Source organism: Amycolatopsis sp. NPDC004747 (genome assembly GCF_053601335.1).
The window spans coordinates 46,881-61,410 of record NZ_JBSGBQ010000019.1; the positions used below are offsets into that span (position 1 = coordinate 46,881).

At 71.6% G+C, this 14,530-nt stretch carries 16 protein-coding genes; 6 read left to right on the top strand and 10 right to left on the bottom strand.

What is annotated here, in order from left to right; genetic code table 11:
- Positions 1-407: 407 nt before the first annotated feature.
- The 6 genes from ACWEGE_RS28660 to kstD are packed head-to-tail and all read right to left on the bottom strand — an operon-like array spanning position 408 to position 5,835.
- Positions 408-860, bottom strand: a complete 453-nt coding sequence (locus tag ACWEGE_RS28660) for a riboflavin kinase (protein WP_449663648.1) — start codon at positions 858-860, stop codon at positions 408-410.
- A gap of 40 nt (positions 861-900) precedes the next feature.
- Positions 901-1,749 carry a MaoC/PaaZ C-terminal domain-containing protein gene (locus ACWEGE_RS28665; RefSeq protein WP_449663546.1) on the bottom strand — a complete coding sequence of 283 codons (849 nt, stop codon included), beginning with the start codon at positions 1,747-1,749 and terminating at the stop codon, positions 901-903.
- 10 nt (positions 1,750-1,759) lie between these two features.
- Complete coding sequence (locus ACWEGE_RS28670) at positions 1,760-2,791, bottom strand: 2Fe-2S iron-sulfur cluster-binding protein (RefSeq protein WP_449663547.1); 1,032 nt, start codon at positions 2,789-2,791, stop codon at positions 1,760-1,762.
- Positions 2,784-3,041 (bottom strand): hypothetical protein, encoded by a 258-nt coding sequence (locus ACWEGE_RS28675; protein WP_449663548.1) that lies wholly within the window; start codon positions 3,039-3,041, stop codon positions 2,784-2,786. Before ACWEGE_RS28675 ends, ACWEGE_RS28670 begins: the two co-directional genes overlap by 8 nt.
- Complete coding sequence (locus ACWEGE_RS28680; RefSeq protein WP_449663549.1) at positions 3,038-4,174, bottom strand: Rieske 2Fe-2S domain-containing protein; 1,137 nt, start codon at positions 4,172-4,174, stop codon at positions 3,038-3,040. The genes ACWEGE_RS28675 and ACWEGE_RS28680 overlap by 4 nt, the downstream gene beginning before the upstream one ends.
- Positions 4,171-5,835 (bottom strand): 3-oxosteroid 1-dehydrogenase, encoded by a 1,665-nt coding sequence (gene kstD / locus ACWEGE_RS28685; protein WP_449663550.1) that lies wholly within the window; start codon positions 5,833-5,835, stop codon positions 4,171-4,173. Before kstD ends, ACWEGE_RS28680 begins: the two co-directional genes overlap by 4 nt.
- A 100-nt stretch (positions 5,836-5,935) precedes the next feature.
- Here kstD and ACWEGE_RS28690 point away from each other — a divergent pair, with 100 nt between their 5' ends.
- The 6 genes from ACWEGE_RS28690 to ACWEGE_RS28715 all read left to right on the top strand — a co-directional run bounded on the left by ACWEGE_RS28690 (position 5,936) and on the right by ACWEGE_RS28715 (position 11,756).
- Entirely contained in the window at positions 5,936-7,537 is a 1,602-nt protein-coding gene (locus ACWEGE_RS28690; RefSeq protein ID WP_449663551.1) for an FAD-binding protein, read from the top strand.
- Positions 7,538-7,570: 33 nt separating this feature from the next.
- Positions 7,571-8,734 carry a 3-hydroxy-9,10-secoandrosta-1,3,5(10)-triene-9,17-dione monooxygenase oxygenase subunit gene (gene hsaA, locus ACWEGE_RS28695; protein WP_449663552.1) on the top strand — a complete coding sequence of 388 codons (1,164 nt, stop codon included), beginning with the start codon at positions 7,571-7,573 and terminating at the stop codon, positions 8,732-8,734.
- Positions 8,734-9,579, top strand: coding sequence for a 4,5:9,10-diseco-3-hydroxy-5,9,17-trioxoandrosta-1(10),2-diene-4-oate hydrolase (gene hsaD, locus ACWEGE_RS28700; protein ID WP_449663553.1), 846 nt, complete (start codon positions 8,734-8,736; stop codon positions 9,577-9,579). The genes hsaA and hsaD overlap by 1 nt, the downstream gene beginning before the upstream one ends.
- Positions 9,579-10,490, top strand: a complete 912-nt coding sequence (gene hsaC / locus ACWEGE_RS28705) for an iron-dependent extradiol dioxygenase HsaC (RefSeq protein WP_449663554.1) — start codon at positions 9,579-9,581, stop codon at positions 10,488-10,490. Before hsaD ends, hsaC begins: the two co-directional genes overlap by 1 nt.
- Positions 10,487-11,026 (top strand): 3-hydroxy-9,10-secoandrosta-1,3,5(10)-triene-9,17-dione monooxygenase reductase subunit, encoded by a 540-nt coding sequence (gene hsaB / locus ACWEGE_RS28710; protein WP_449663555.1) that lies wholly within the window; start codon positions 10,487-10,489, stop codon positions 11,024-11,026. The genes hsaC and hsaB overlap by 4 nt, the downstream gene beginning before the upstream one ends.
- A 130-nt stretch (positions 11,027-11,156) precedes the next feature.
- Positions 11,157-11,756 (top strand): Rv1733c family protein, encoded by a 600-nt coding sequence (locus ACWEGE_RS28715; protein ID WP_449663556.1) that lies wholly within the window; start codon positions 11,157-11,159, stop codon positions 11,754-11,756.
- Position 11,757: 1 nt separating this feature from the next.
- On the opposite strand, the gene ACWEGE_RS28720 is transcribed toward ACWEGE_RS28715, so the two are convergent.
- The 4 genes from ACWEGE_RS28720 to ACWEGE_RS28735 form a co-directional block, all read right to left on the bottom strand.
- Positions 11,758-12,012, bottom strand: coding sequence for a Smr/MutS family protein (locus ACWEGE_RS28720; RefSeq protein ID WP_449663557.1), 255 nt, complete (start codon positions 12,010-12,012; stop codon positions 11,758-11,760).
- Complete coding sequence (locus ACWEGE_RS28725; RefSeq protein WP_449663558.1) at positions 12,009-13,070, bottom strand: MBL fold metallo-hydrolase; 1,062 nt, start codon at positions 13,068-13,070, stop codon at positions 12,009-12,011. The genes ACWEGE_RS28720 and ACWEGE_RS28725 overlap by 4 nt, the downstream gene beginning before the upstream one ends.
- Before the next feature lie 9 nt (positions 13,071-13,079).
- Positions 13,080-14,099 (bottom strand): fatty acid desaturase family protein, encoded by a 1,020-nt coding sequence (locus ACWEGE_RS28730; protein ID WP_449663559.1) that lies wholly within the window; start codon positions 14,097-14,099, stop codon positions 13,080-13,082.
- Positions 14,100-14,201: 102 nt separating this feature from the next.
- Entirely contained in the window at positions 14,202-14,507 is a 306-nt protein-coding gene (locus ACWEGE_RS28735; RefSeq protein ID WP_449663560.1) for a hypothetical protein, read from the bottom strand.
- Positions 14,508-14,530: the final 23 nt, after the last annotated feature.

The following is a 14,530-nucleotide window of genomic DNA, read 5'->3' on the forward strand; positions in this document are numbered from 1 at the left end:
ACGGCTGCGGTTCGCTCTGGCCCGGGCTCGGTGGCGGCGGGTTCGGGTGGGGCCGGCTCGGCTGCGGTTCGCTCTGGCCCGGGCTCGGTGGCGGCGGGTTCGGGTGGGGCCGGCTCGGCTGCGGTTCGCTCTGGCCCGGGCTCGGTGGCGGCGGCCGCGGGTGGCTCCGGCTCGGCTGCGGTTGGCTCGGCTGCCGCGGGTGGCTCCGGCCCGCCTGGCGCGGTGGGTTCCGGGCAGGCTTCGCGCGCGGTGTGCCGGGCGGTCATGGGCGCCGGAATGGGCTACATGTTGCTCGCCTCGGCTTTGTGAGCGCGGCGCGGAGAGGTCCCCGGCCCGGGGGACCCCCGGATTTCACGTTACCGGAGACCACCGACAATTCCGGGCGGCGAGGGCGGCTGCGGAAGGCTTCAGCCCGCGATCCGCCGCACCTCGCCCAGGGCGCTGTCCCCCGGCGAGGGAAGCGAAGCCGACGGGTTCGCCGCCGTCCACTGGGCGGCCGCCGCGATGTCGTTCTTCAACGCCGTGATCAGGTCCTCCGCCGAGGCGTACTTCTCCTGGTCGCGCAGGTGGGCGCCCAGCCACACCACCAGCGTCTCGCCGTACAGATCGCCCGAAAACTCCAGGACGTGGGCCTCCAGCAGGCGGTAGCCGTCCGCTCCGTAGTACGTCGGGCGGCGGCCGACCGAGATCGCCGCCGGCAGCCTCGTTCCGTCCGGGCGGCCGATCCAGCCCGCCCACACCCCGTCGCCCAGGGAGCCGTCCTGGTCGCGCAGGGCGATGTTGGCCGTCGGAAAGCCCAGCTCGCGGCCGCGCCGGTCGCCCGGCTCGACCGTTCCGCGCACCACGAAGTATTCCGGCATCGAAGTCACCCCACCACGGTAGCGGCTCGGACAACCCGGCTCAGGTAGTGGACACCAGCACCGTGTCCGCCAGCACCGGCGCGTCGTCCCGCTCCACCGCCGACGTCGTCACCAGCAGCCGGTCACCCGAACGCCACACCCGGATCCGCAGCGTCTCGCCCGGGAACACCACCCCGGCGAACTTCGCCGCGAACGACGCCACCCGCGCCGGGTCGCCGCCGAGGAACTCGTTCACCAGCACCCGGGCCACGATCCCGTACGTGCACAGCCCGTGCAGGATCGGCCGGTCGAACCCGGCCGCCCGGGCGAACTCCGGGTCCGCGTGCAGCGGGTTCCGGTCGCCGCACAGCCGGTACAGCAGCGCCTGCTGCGGCAGCGTCGGGACCTCCAAGACGACGTCCGGCGCCCCCGTGGGCCAGGAAATCCGGTCCGAGGGTCCCCGCGAGCCGCCGAAACCACCCTCGCCGCGGGCGAAGATGCCGGACCGGGCCGTCCACAGTGGATCGCCGGCCGACGACGTGACCGCGACCTCCTGGACCACCACCGCGGCCTTGCCCTTGTCGTACACGTCCGCGATCCGCGACCGCGCCACCGCCTTCCCCGACGTCGGGATCGGCCGGTGCAGCGTGATCTCCTGCTTGCCGTGCAGCACCTTCGCCAGGTCGATCTTCACCCCCGGGAACGACACCGCCGGCGGGTCGAACACGCGCAGGTTCGCCGCGACCGTCGCGAACGTCGGCAGCACCACCAGGTCCCGCTCGTAGGTGTACCGCAGCTCGTCCGGGCCCGCGCCGAGGGCCAGGTGGTACAGCAGCACGTCCGACGACGTCCAGGCGAAGCTCACCTCGCCGATCTCGGCACCGATGGCGACGTCGGGATCGATGGGCACGCGCAGACTCCTATTCGTAGCTGATCGAGACCTCGTCGGTGACCGGCAGGGACTGGCAGGCCAGCACGATGCCGTCCGCCATGTCCTCGGCGTCCAGCACCTCGTTGTGCAGCATCTTCACCTCGCCCGAGACGATCCGGCACGCACACGCGCTGCACTGTCCCTCGCGGCAGGAGTACGGCGCGTCCAAGCCGTCTTCCAGGAGGCGGTCGAGCAGCTTCCGCTGCCGCGGCCACACCATCGACCGCGTCTGTCCGTCGAGGGTCACCGTCAGCGCCGCCGGGGCCTCGTCGGACTCCGGCTCGGGCTCGGGCGCACCGGCCTCGAACGGGTTCCCGGTCAGCGAGGTGAACTTCTCGACGTGCACCCGGTCGCGCGGCACGCCGAGCCGGCCGAGCGCCTCCCGCACGGCCGCCATGAACGGCGCGGGCCCGCACAGGAACGCCTCGTGCGAGGTGTACGCCGAAGCCAGCCCGCGCAGCTGCGAGACCTCCGGCAGCCCCTGGACGCTCTCCAGCCAATGGATGACGACCAGCCGGTCGCCGAAGCGCTTGGCCAGCGACGCCAGTTCCCCCGCGAAGATCACCGAACGCTCGTCGCGGTTGGCGTACACGAGCACGGCCCGGCCGGAACCCGTCTCCAGAGCCGTTTTGAGGATGGCCATCACCGGGGTGATGCCGCTGCCGCCGGCGAACAACAGGAAATCCTCGTCGGCCGAAGAAGGACAGAACACCCCGGCCGGCGCCAGCACGTCCACCCGCATCCCCGGCCGCAGCGACGAGCAGATCCAGCCGGACCCGTACCCGCCGTCGGTCCGCTTGACCGTCACCTGCACGCGGTTCTCGTGCGGCGCGCTCGACAGCGAATAGCACCGCGCCACCGAACCGGTCTGCTCGCTGGGGATCTTCAAGGTCAGGAACTGCCCGGCGGCGTAGGTGAAAGCCTCGGCGTGCTCGGGCGGGACCTCGAAGACCACCGACCGCGCGTCTTCGGTTTCGACGACGACGTCGGCGACGGTCAGCGTGTAGACCCGCTCAGCCATCGGCCACCGCCAGCGTGCCCTCGCGCACGGCGTCGCCGATGCTGTCGGCCAGCTTCGGGCACGTGTCGAGCAGCGCCGACGGCCCCTCCGCGTCCGCGAACACCGGGCAGGTTTCGGCGGGCCGGGTCGTCCACTGGATGCTCGTGTGCTGGATGCTGTTCTTCTTCACCAGCACGCACGTCCCGCAGCTGCGGCACGCGTGCGGCCGCAGCCCGCCCGAGAGGAACTCGGTCTGTTCGGCGGTGGTCACACTTCCGCCTCGGTCTTCTGCCGCGCCAGGTTCTCCGCGACCTCCGCCGCCCACGCCTCGTTGGCCTTCGTGGTGTCCACTTCGAACTCGAACCGCTGCGTCATGTCCTCGGTGACATCGGCGACGTCGACGTAGAACTGCTGGTACCACCGGCGGAGCTGGTAGACCGGACCGTCCTCTTCGCACAGCAGCGGGTTGTCGATCTGCGTCTTGTGCTTCCAGATCTCGACGTCCTGCAGGAACCCGGCGCCGATCCCGCGGGCCAGCTTGGCGGCGATCTTGTCCGCGTGCTCGCCGGAGACGCCCGGCGGCTTCCGCACCTTCATCCCGTACTGCAGCACGAACGACGTCGGCGTCACGGGGTAGTGGCAGTTGATGAGCACGCTCTCGATCTCGTAGCCCTGGAACGAGTTCACCAGCTTGTTGATCATGTACGACGGCCCGAAGTACGACGCTTCCGACCGCAGCAGGTTTTCCTCGCCGCCGTAGTTCGAGGCCATGCCCATGTCCGGACGGCCCTTGGTGTTGAGGTACTGCGTGGCGATGTGGCCTTCGAAGACGTTCTTGAAGTACGTCGGGTAGGCGTAGTGGATGTAGAAGAAGTGCGCCATGTCCACGACGTTGTCGATGATCTCCCGGCAGTTGGAGCCGTCGATGAAGATCTCGTCCCAGGTCCAGTTGCTCCACTCGTCGCTGTGGGCCGCTTCGATCCGGGGGATCGCCAGCTCCTCCGGCGGCGGGTTGCCCTCCGGGTCGTGCCACACGAGCAGCTGCCCGTTCCGCACCTCCGAGGTCCACGACCGCGTCCGCGCGCGCAGCGGAACCCGCTTGGCGTAGGGGATCGAGACGCACTTGCCCTTGCCGTTCCAGCGCCAGTCGTGGAACGGGCAGGCCACCTCGTCGCCCTTGACGCTGCCCTGGGTGAGGTCGCCGCCCATGTGCCGGCAGTAGCCGTCGAGCACGTGCAGCTCGCCGGCCGAATCCGCCCACACCACGAGCTTCGTGCCGAACGCGGTGATCGCGTGCGGCTGCCCGTCGCGGAAGCCTTCCGCCAGGCCGAGGCAGTGCCAGCCGCGGGCGAACCGGGTCGGCGGCTCACCGGCGTAGATGGTGCGTACCGAATCCTGCGTCATCGCTGCCCTCCCGTGGTCCCCTGATCTTCGTGCGCCAGCCGCGTCGCCGCAAGGTAGCCGAACACCATGGCCGGGCCGATGGTCGCGCCGGGCCCGGCGTACGTCCGGCCCATCACGGCCGCGCCGGCGTTGCCCGCGGCGAACAGCCCCGGCACCGCCGAGCCGTCCTCGCGCAGCACCCGCGCGTGCTCGTCGGTGCGCAGCCCGCCCTTGGTGCCGAGGTCGCCCGGCACGATCTTCACCGCGTAGTACGGCGCCTTGTCGAGCGGGCCGAGGCTGGGGTTGGGCTTGTTGCGCGGGTCGCCGTAGTAGTGGTCGTACTTGCTGACGCCGCGGTGGAAGTCTTCGTCGACGCCGCGGCGCGCGAAGCCGTTGAACCGCTCGATCGTCGCTTCCAAGGCGGCGGCCGGGACGTCGATCTTCGCGGCCAGCCCGGCGACCGACGACGACTTCGCCGCGATGCCCGCCTTGAACCAGCGGCCGGGCAGCGGCTGGCGCGGCCCGATGCCGGTGAACATGTACCGGTCCTTGTAGCGCTGGTCGAACACCAGCCAGGTCGGGATGTGCTGCCCCGGCCCGTCGCCCTCGCCGTACATCGCGTGCACGGCCTCGACGTACGGCGCCGACTCGTTGACGAACCGCTTCCCCTGCGCGTCGACCATGATGCTGCGTGGCCGCGACCGCTCGGCGAGCGCGAACCACGGGCCGCCGGTGAGCGGCAGCGACGGACCCCACCAGGCGTCGTCCATCAGGTCGACGGCGGCGCCCAGCTTGAGGCCGGCGGTGATGCCGTCGCCGGTGTTGGCCTCCGCGCCGACGGTCCAGTCGACGCCGATCGGCGCGCGCTGGTACTTCTCGCGCATCTCGAGGTTCCGCTCGAAGCCGCCGCTGCCGAGGAGCACGCCTCGCCGGGCGTGGACGACACCGTGCGGGGTGACGACGCCGGTCACGCGGTCGCCGTCGACCTGGAGATCGACCAACGGCGTGTTCAGCCGGACCTCGACCCCGGCCTGGGCGAGCCCGACGCGCAGGCCGGCCGCAAGCGCTTGCCCCATGCTCAACAGCCGCTGCCCGCGCAGCTTGCCGACGAGCCACTGCCGGCCCAGCGACAGCAGCCGGACTGCGCCGCGCGGGTGCCGGGCCAGCAGGCTCAGCCAGCGGTAGTCGGCCTGGGTGATCGGCACGCCCATCGGGGGAGCGCTGTAGGGCGGTTCGAGGTGGGCCAGCTCGGCGCCGAGGAGGTTCCCGTCGAAGGCGACCGGCTCGACCGACCGCCCGCCGGGGCGCCCGCCGGGGGCTTCGGGGTGGTAGTCGCTGTAGTCGCGGACCCAGCGGAACTTCAGCGGCGTGTGGTCGCAGACGAACTTCAGCACCTCGGGGCCGTGCGCGAGGAACGTGTCGCGCCGGACGGCCGGGACGACGTCGCCGACGATCGAGGCCAGGTACTCGCGCGCCCGTTCGGGAGGCTCTTCGATCCCGGCCGCGCGCAGCGCGTGGTTGCCGGGCAGCCAGACGCCGCCGCCAGAGCGTGCGGTGGAGCCGCCGAAGCAGGGGGCCTTTTCCAGGACCACCACGCTCAGGCCGTGGTGGGCCGCAGCCAGCGCGGCGGTCATCCCGGCGGCGCCACTGCCGACCACGACGACGTCGAACTGCTCCGTCATGTCACCTCACCTGTAACGTGTTCCACAGACCGAGTATCCAGTTGAGAGCCGCTTTTGGTCACCATAGACGAGAACGTGTTTCAGTTCTAGGGTAACCACCATGGACGCACTCGTCGCGGACGTGGTCATCGTGGGGTTCGGAGCGGCCGGCGCCTGTGCCGCCCTCGAAGCGGCCGATGCGGGCGCCGACGTCATCATCGTCGAGCGCTTCGCCGGAGGGGGAGCCAGCGCGGTCAGCGGTGGGGTGGTCTACGCCGGTGGTGGGACCGGGCAGCAGCTCGACGCGGGCGTCGACGACTCCGTCGACGCGATGTACGCCTACCTGCGCCAGGAAACCGGGGACGTCGTCTCGGAGCGGACGCTGCGGCGGTTCTGCGAGGGCAGCCGCGAGATGATCACCTGGCTGGAGGGCAACGGCGTGCCCTTCGAAGGCAGCCTGTGCCCGTACAAGACGTCGTACCCCAGCGACGCGCACTACCTCTACTACTCCGGCAGCGAGGCGGCCGGCGGATTCCGGGACGCGGCGAAGCCCGCGCCGCGCGGGCACCGCGTCAAGGGGCCGGGGACCTCGGGGAAGATGCTGATGGCGCGGCTCAAGGCGGCCGTGCGCGCCCGCGGCATCCGGGTCCTGACGCAGACGACCGTCCGGAAGCTGCTCCGCGACGGCGAGGGCCGCGTCACCGGGGTCGTCACCGAGACGCTGGGCGAGGCGCCCGCGTCGGTGCGGGCGCGGCACCAGCGCTTCGCGCAGTACGCCGCGAAGCCGGGGATCTACGTGCCCTCGCTGCGCCGGTCGCTGCACCGGCGGGTCGAGCGGTTCGAACGCGCGCACGGCCGTGAGCTGCGGATTTCCGCCCGGCGGGGGGTCGTGCTCGCCGCGGGCGGTTTCATCGCGAACCGCGAGATGGTCCGCGAGCACGCGCCCGCGTACCGCGGCGGGCTCCCGCTGGGCACGTCCGCCGACGACGGTTCGGGGATCCGCATGGGCGTCGAGGCCGGCGGCGCGACCGGAGAGCTCGGCCGGATCTCCGCGTGGCGGTTCATCACGCCGCCGAGCGCGTTCCTCGGCGGGATCATCGTCGACGCCGCGGGCCGGCGGGTCATCGACGAGTCCCGGTACGGCGCCGCCGTCGGCGAGCGGCTGATCGAGGGCCACGGGAGCCGGGGCTGGCTGCTGGTCGACGCGCCGATCGTGGCCGAGGCGCGGCGGGACACGAAGGCGCAGAGCCAGTGGTTCCAGGGGCTGCAGCTGCGGTACCTGCTGCGGCGCGGCCGCGTCACCGGAGCGACCGTCGAAGAGGTGGCGCGCCGGGCCGGCGTCGACCCCCAGGGGCTGCGCGCGAGCGTCGAGGCCTACCACGGCGACCGCGATCCGGTGGGCAAGCCGACCGAGTTCGTGCGGCGCCTGGACAACCCGCCGTACTCGCTCATCGACATCTCGGTGCGGCCGAACCTCGGGTACCCGACGCCGATGCTCACCCTCGGCGGGCTGGTCGTCGACGAGGACACCGGCGCGGTGCGGAGCACGGCGGGCGCGCCGATTCCCGGGCTGTACGCCGCCGGCCGCACCGCCGTGGGAATCTGTTCCAGGTCCTACGTGAGCGGGCTGTCCCTGGCCGACTGCGTGTTTTCGGGCCGTAGAGCGGGGATCAACAGTGCTCTGGCGCAGGGTGTTCTCGACAAAAACGAGAACGTGTTCTAGTCTTGGCGCAGTGAGCAAGAGAGAGGACTGCGCATGAGCGAGCAGGTGATCGCCGGGGTCCGGGACCTCCTGCCGGTCCTGCGGGAACGGGCCCAGGACACCGAGGACGCGCGCCGCGTCCTCGAGGAGTCCGTCAAGGCCCTGCAGGAGACCGGGTTCTTCAAGCTGCTGCAGCCGAAGCTCCACGGGGGCTTCGAAGCCGACCCGGTGAGCTTCTACACCGCGGTGAAGCTGATCGCGAGCGCGTGCGGGTCCACCGGCTGGGTCGGCTCCATCCTCGGCGTCCACCCGTGGCACGTGGCGCTGTTCGACGCGCAGGCGCAGCAGGAGGTCTGGGGCGAGGACCAGGACGTGCGGATCTCCTCCTCGTACGCGCCGATGGGCAAGGCCGAGGTCGTCGACGGCGGTTACCGCCTGTCGGGCCGGTGGAGCTTCTCCTCCGGGTCCGACCACTGCACGTGGGTGCTGCTCGGGGGACCCGCGTTCAAAGACGGCAAGCCGGTCGACTTCTGCACCTACCTGCTGCCCATCGCCGACTACTCCATTGTGGACGTCTGGGACACGATCGGCCTGCGCGGCACCGGCTCGAACGACATCGTCGTCGAGGACGTCTTCGTGCCGCAGCACCGGGCGCTGAGCTTCATCGCGACGTCGAAGTGCAAGGTGCCGGGCCAGGCCGTCAACCCCGGCCCGCTGTACCGCCTCCCGTACGGTTCGGTGCACCCGACCACGATCACCGCGCCGATCATCGGCATGGCCCAGGGCGCCTACGACGCGCACGTCGAGCACCAGCGCAAGCGCGTCCGGGCCGCGTACGCCGGCGAACAGTCCAAAGAGGACCCGTTCGCCAAGGTGCGGATCGCCGAGGCGGCCAGCGAGATCGACGCGGCCTGGCTGCAGCTGACCCGCAACATCGAAGAGCTCTACGAGCTCGCCAAGCGCGAGGAGCGGCTGCCCGTCGACCTGCGGCTGCGCGTCCGGCGCGACCAGGTGCGCGGCACCGAACGCGCGATCGCGGCGATCGACCGGCTCTTCGAGAACTCCGGTGGCCGCGCGATCCAGCGGGGTACGCCGATCCAGCGCTTCTGGCGCGACGCGCACGCGGGCCGCGTCCACGCGGCGAACGACGCCGAGCGCGCGTACGTCATGTACGGCACCGGTGCCTTCGGGCTCCCCGTCGAGAACGCGATGTACTGATGGCCGCTCCCGAAGGCAAGTACGTCCAGGCGGGCTCCCTGAAGCTGCACTACCACGAAGCCGGCGCCGAGCACGCGGAGACGGTGATCCTGCTGCACGGCGGCGGGCCCGGCGCGTCGGCGTGGAGCAACTTCGGGCGCAACCTGCCGGAGTTCGCCAAGCACTACCGCACCATCGCGGTCGACCAGCCCGGCTTCGGGCGCTCGGACAAGCCGACCGAGCACCCGCAGTACTTCCGGCACAGCGCGGACGCCGTCGCCGGGCTGATGGACGCGCTCGGCGTCGAACGCGCCCACTTCGTCGGCAACTCCCTCGGCGGGGGCGCGGCGGTGCGGTTCGCGCTGAACCACGGCAAACGCGCCGGGCGGCTGGTGCTGATGGGGCCGGGCGGGCTGAGCGTCAACCTGTTCGCGCCCGATCCGACCGAAGGCGTCAAGAACCTCGGGCGGTTCGCGGCGCACCCCAGCCGGGAGCGCATGGAGGCGTTCCTGCGGATCATGGTCCACGACCAGGCGCTGGTCACCGACGAGCTGATCGACGAACGCTTCGCCGCCGCGAACACCCCGGAGTCGCTGGCCGCCATGCGCGCGATGGGGATGTCGTTCGCGCAGCCGGAAACCTACGAAGAGGGCCTGCTCTGGCGCGAAGCCCACCGGCTGCGCCAGCGCGTACTCTTGGTCTGGGGGCGTGAGGACCGCGTCAACCCGCTGGACGGCGCGCTGGTGGCACTCAAGACGATTCCGCGCGCGCAGCTGCACGTGTTCGGCGGCTGCGGGCACTGGGCCCAGCTGGAGAAGTTCGACGAGTTCAACCGGCTGGCCCTCGACTTCCTCGGGGGTTCCTGATGGGCATCCGGTCACTGGGCTACCTTCGCATCGAAGCCACCGACATGGCGGCTTGGCGCGAGTACGGCCTCAAGGTGCTCGGCATGGTCGAAGGCAGCGGCACCAACCCGGACGCGCTCTACCTGCGCATGGACGACTTCCCGGCGCGGCTGGTGATCTCCCCGGGTGCGGCGGACCGCCTGGCCGTCACCGGCTGGGAGGCGGCCAACGCCGGCGAGCTCGTCGAGATCCGGTCGCGGCTGGACAGCGCGTCGGTGCCGTACAAGGAGGGCACGCCCGAAGAGCTGGCCGACCGCCGCGTCGACGAGCTGATCAGCTTCGACGACCCGTCCGGCAACACCCAGGAGGTGTTCCACGGCGTCGCGCTGCAGCACCGGCGGGTGGTCAGCCCGTACGGCCACAAGTTCGTCACCGGCGAGCAGGGCCTCGGCCACGTCGTTTTGTCCACAAAGGACGACGAGGCGTCGCTGCGGTTCTACCGGGACGTCCTCGGCTTCCGGCTGCGCGATTCGATGCGCCTGCCGCCCCAGCTGGTCGGGCGGCCCGCCGACGGGCCACCGGCGTGGCTGCGGTTCTTCGGCTGCAACCCGCGCCACCACAGCCTGGCGTTCCTGCCGATGCCGACGCCGTCCGGGATCGTGCACCTGATGGTCGAGGTGGAGAACACCGACGACGTCGGCCTGTGCCTCGACCGGGCGATCCGGCGGAAGGTGCCGATGTCGGCCACCCTCGGCCGGCACGTGAACGACCTGATGCTGTCCTTCTACATGAAGACCCCGGGTGGTTTCGACGTCGAGTTCGGCTGCGAAGGCCGTCAGGTCGACGACGACAACTGGATCGCGCGCGAGAGCACCGCGGTGTCGCTGTGGGGCCACGACTTCTCGGTCGGCGCGCGGCCCCCGGGCGCATGACGTCCGTGGCGGTCGACCAGACCGAGTTCAGGAGCGTGCTCGGGCACTTCTGCACGGGCGTCACGGTCGTCACCGGCCGTGACGGCGAAACCCTCGCCGGGTTCGCCTGCCAGTCGTTCGCGGCGCTGTCGCTCGACCCGCCGCTGGTGCTGTTCTGCCCGGCGCGCACGTCGCGCACCTGGCCGGTGCTGGCCGCGGCGGGCCGGTTCGCGGTCAACGTGCTGGCCGAGGACCAGCAGGAGGTCAGCGCGGTGTTCGGCGCCCGCGGCGAGGACAAGTTCGCCCGGTTCGGCTGGACACCCGCGCCGTCCGGCGCGCCGCTGCTCGACGGCGCGCTGACCTGGATCGACTGTGCGCTGGAAGCCGTGCACGAAGCGGGTGACCACTACGTGGTGATCGGCCGGGTGACGGCGCTGGGCGCGCCGTCGGAAGCCCGCCCGCTGCTGTTCCACCGCGGCCGCTACGCCGTCACCGAGCCGCCCCGCGACGCGCTCGCGGCGATGCTGCCCTGGCCCCGTCCCGACGACTGGCTGTAACCGCACTGACCCCACCGGGTGGTTGTGCAGGGTTTCACAGGTGGGCCGCATCCCATTCGCAAGAGAAAGTCGAGCCCCGGCGCGCACACTGTTACCGAGAAGACATCTTCCCGGGAGGAGTGAGTCGCGCATGCGTGGGCTCAGCGGACGGATCGCCCGGTTCGGGCGCCGGGTACGCCCCGGTCGCAACCCCGTGGCCCGGGCGGGCGACCGCGTCGAAGCCTTCCTGCTGCTCCTGGCCATCGTCGGCGCGTTCCTCGCGATCCCGTTCGCGGCGGCCTTCGGTTCGGAGACGTACGCGGCGCAGACCACCCGCGCGGCCGAGGAGCGCACCACGCGCCACCCGGCGACGGCGGTCTCCCTCGCGGAGGCGTCGGGACAGCCGTACAGCACCGACGGTGCCGGCGCCCCGGCGGCGGGCGCGACGGTCCCGGCGGCCTGGTTCGACGCCCGCGGCGCCCGCCACACGGGCGACGTCCTGGCCGACCCCGGCAGCCCGGCGGGCACCCGCGTCCCGATCTGGCTGGACGAGCGCGGCGAGCTGGCGGCGGAGCCCCTGTCGACCTCGACGCTGGCGGTGGACGGCGTCTTCGCGGCGGTCTTCCTGTGGGCGGCGATCACGGGAGCCCTGGTGGGTTTGTACGCGGCCGTCCGGTTCGTGCTGACCCGTTTCCACGCGGCGGCGTGGGACCGGGCGTGGTCCGAAGCCCGCCACGACAGCCGCTTCTGACTCACTTCCAGCGGAAGTGCACGAACAACCGCCCGAAGTTGTCCTTGTCCTTCTCGACCCGGTGGTAAAGCGCCTTGACGTCCTTGCGCTCGAGGAACCGCAGGACGTGCTTCTTCAGCTGCCCGGACCCCTTGCCGGGGATGATCTCGACGAGCGGCGCCTTCTTGGCGACGGCCTCGTCGATGATCGCTTTGAGCGCGCGGTCGATCTCGCCGCCGCGGTTGTAGATGTCGTGCAGGTCCAGCTTCAGCTTCACAGCGCCTGCCACCAGCCGTCGACCGCCGGGGGCTCGGCTGCGTCGATGCGCTCGCCCGGGCGGGGGATCGCCAGCGGGAGGTCGGCCTCCTTGGCCTCGGCCCACACGCGGTCGGCCGGCTCGCCCCACGGGTGCATCGCCAGCTGGAACGTCGCCCAGTGCACCGGGACCAGCAGCTTCGCCCGGACGTCCAGGCCCGCCGCCACCCCCTCCTCCGGGGTCATGTGGATGTCCGGCCAGTGCGGGGCGTACGCGCCGACCTGGATCAGGGCCGCGTCGAACGGGCCGTGCTCCGCGCCGATCGCCGCGAACCCGGCGAAGTAGCCCGTGTCGCCGCTGTAGAACACCCGGTGCTCGGGGCCCAGCAGCGCCCACGACGTCCACAGCGTGTCGTCGTTGGTGATGCCGCGGCCGGAGAAGTGCTGGGCCGGCGTCGCGACGAACCGGACGCCCGCCACCGTCGCTTCTTCGTGCCAGTCGAGCTCGATGATCCGGCCGGCCGGGACGTGCCAGCGCTCCAGGTGCGCGCCCACGCCGAGGGGCACGAGGAAGGGGGCGTCGGAGGCGGCCACCAGCTCCCGGACCGTGGCGAGGTCCAGGTGGTCGTAGTGGTCGTGCGAGATCACCACGGCGTCGATCCGGCCGAGGCCGGACAGCGGCACCGGGGGCTCGTGCAGCCGCCGCGGGCCGGCGAACGCCGCGGGGGAGACGCGGTCGCTCCACACCGGGTCGAGCACCACGCGGGCGCCGTCGAGCTCGACCAGCGTGGACGCGTGGCCGTACCAGGTCAGGTGCAGGCCGCCGGTCGACTCGACCGGGGCCGACGAGACCAGCGGCACCGCGCCGGCCGGCTTGCGCAGCTCACGGTGCTCGCCGAAGAACATTTCGCGGAAGATGGTCCGCATCGACGCCGCGGTCATCGGGAGCCGCGGCGCCGCGTTGCGGAACACCTTGCCGTCGAACTGCGGCGAGGTGCGGACCCGCTCGGCCCGGGCGCCGGTGGCCTTCGCGCCGAAGGCCGCAGGCAGGTCCCGCAGAGCGGCGATCGTCATCTTCATGCCCCGAGTCTACGAACGGTTCCTGAGAGGGGCCCCAGCTTCGTGCAGGTGGGTGAGGGCCTGCCGGTAGGACTCGACGAGGCTCGTCTGGAGGTACGGGATACCCAGCTCGGCGCAGTAGGCCCGGACGATCGGCTGCGCCCGCCGCAGGTGCGGCGACGGCATGCTCGGGAACAGGTGGTGTTCGATCTGGTAGTTGAGGCCGCCGAGGGCGACGTCGGTGACGAGGCCGCCGCGGACGTTGCGCGAGGTCAGCACCTGCTTGCGGAGGAAGTCGAGCTCGGTGCGCCCGGTCAGCGTCGGCATGCCCTTGTGGTTGGGGGCGAAGATCGATCCCATGTAGACACCCCACAGTCCCTGGTGGACGGCGAAGAACAGCAGCGCCATCCCGGGGCCGAGCACGGTGAGCAGCGCGCCGGCGTAGAGGACGAAGTGCCCGGCGAGCAGCGCGGCTTCGACCTTCCGGCGGCGCAACCCCGGCTTGCCGACCGCCCGGATGCCGGACCAGTGCAGGTTCAGGCCTTCGAGGGTGAGCAGCGGGAAGAACAGGAAGGCCTGGTACCGCCCGATGAACCGCGGCACTGGTCCGAGATCCGCCCGGGCCTGGTCCTTCGACCAGACGAGGATGTCCGGATCGACGTCGGGGTCGAGCTCCTCGTGGTTCGGGTTGGCGTGGTGGCGGGTGTGCTTGTCCATCCACCAGCCGTAGCTCATCCCGATGCCGAGGTTCCCGGCGAGCAGCCCGGCGATTTCGGTGGGCCGCCGTCGCCGGAAGACCTGCTTGTGCGCGAGATCGTGGGAGAGCAGGGCGATCTGCCCGAACATGACGGCCATGAAGCCCGCGACGGCGAGCTGCCACCACGAGTTCCCCAGCAGCGCGAAGGTCACCCAGCCGGCGGCGAACAACCCGGTGACGACGGCGATCCGGGCGGTGTAGTAGCCGGGACGGCGCTTCATCAGGCCGGCGGCGGTGACGCGGTGGCTCAGCCGGGCGAAGTCGCTGCCGACGCTGTTCTCGGTGGTGGTCACCCACCCGAGTCTTCGCGTCCGGGGCCGGTGCCGGAATCCTGCGCGCCCCAGGCGGTTTGCGGGGGCCAGCCCTACCGGCCGCGCTGGTATACGGCTAGAACTTCACCAGCCTTCCGTTCCGGAAGGCCAGCCCGTCCGGGAGCCGGCGAGCCGGACGGCCGCGTTGCCGGAGCCGAGCTGGTCGGCGGCTTTGGTGTACAGCTCCGTGACGCGCTTTTCGGTGGCGTCGAGAATCGTGTCCGCCGCCGTGTGCTCTTGGTGGATCTGCCGTCGGACGGCGAGGAGCAGCGCGAAGATGCCCGCCGTCCCCGCACCGACGCCCAAGCCGGTCTTGATGGCCTCGACCCGGGCGGCTCCACGGTCGGCGGCGCGTGCGCGGTGCAAGGGCCGCCGGATCGAGGTCAGCACGTGAACTCGATCGTCGGCGCCCC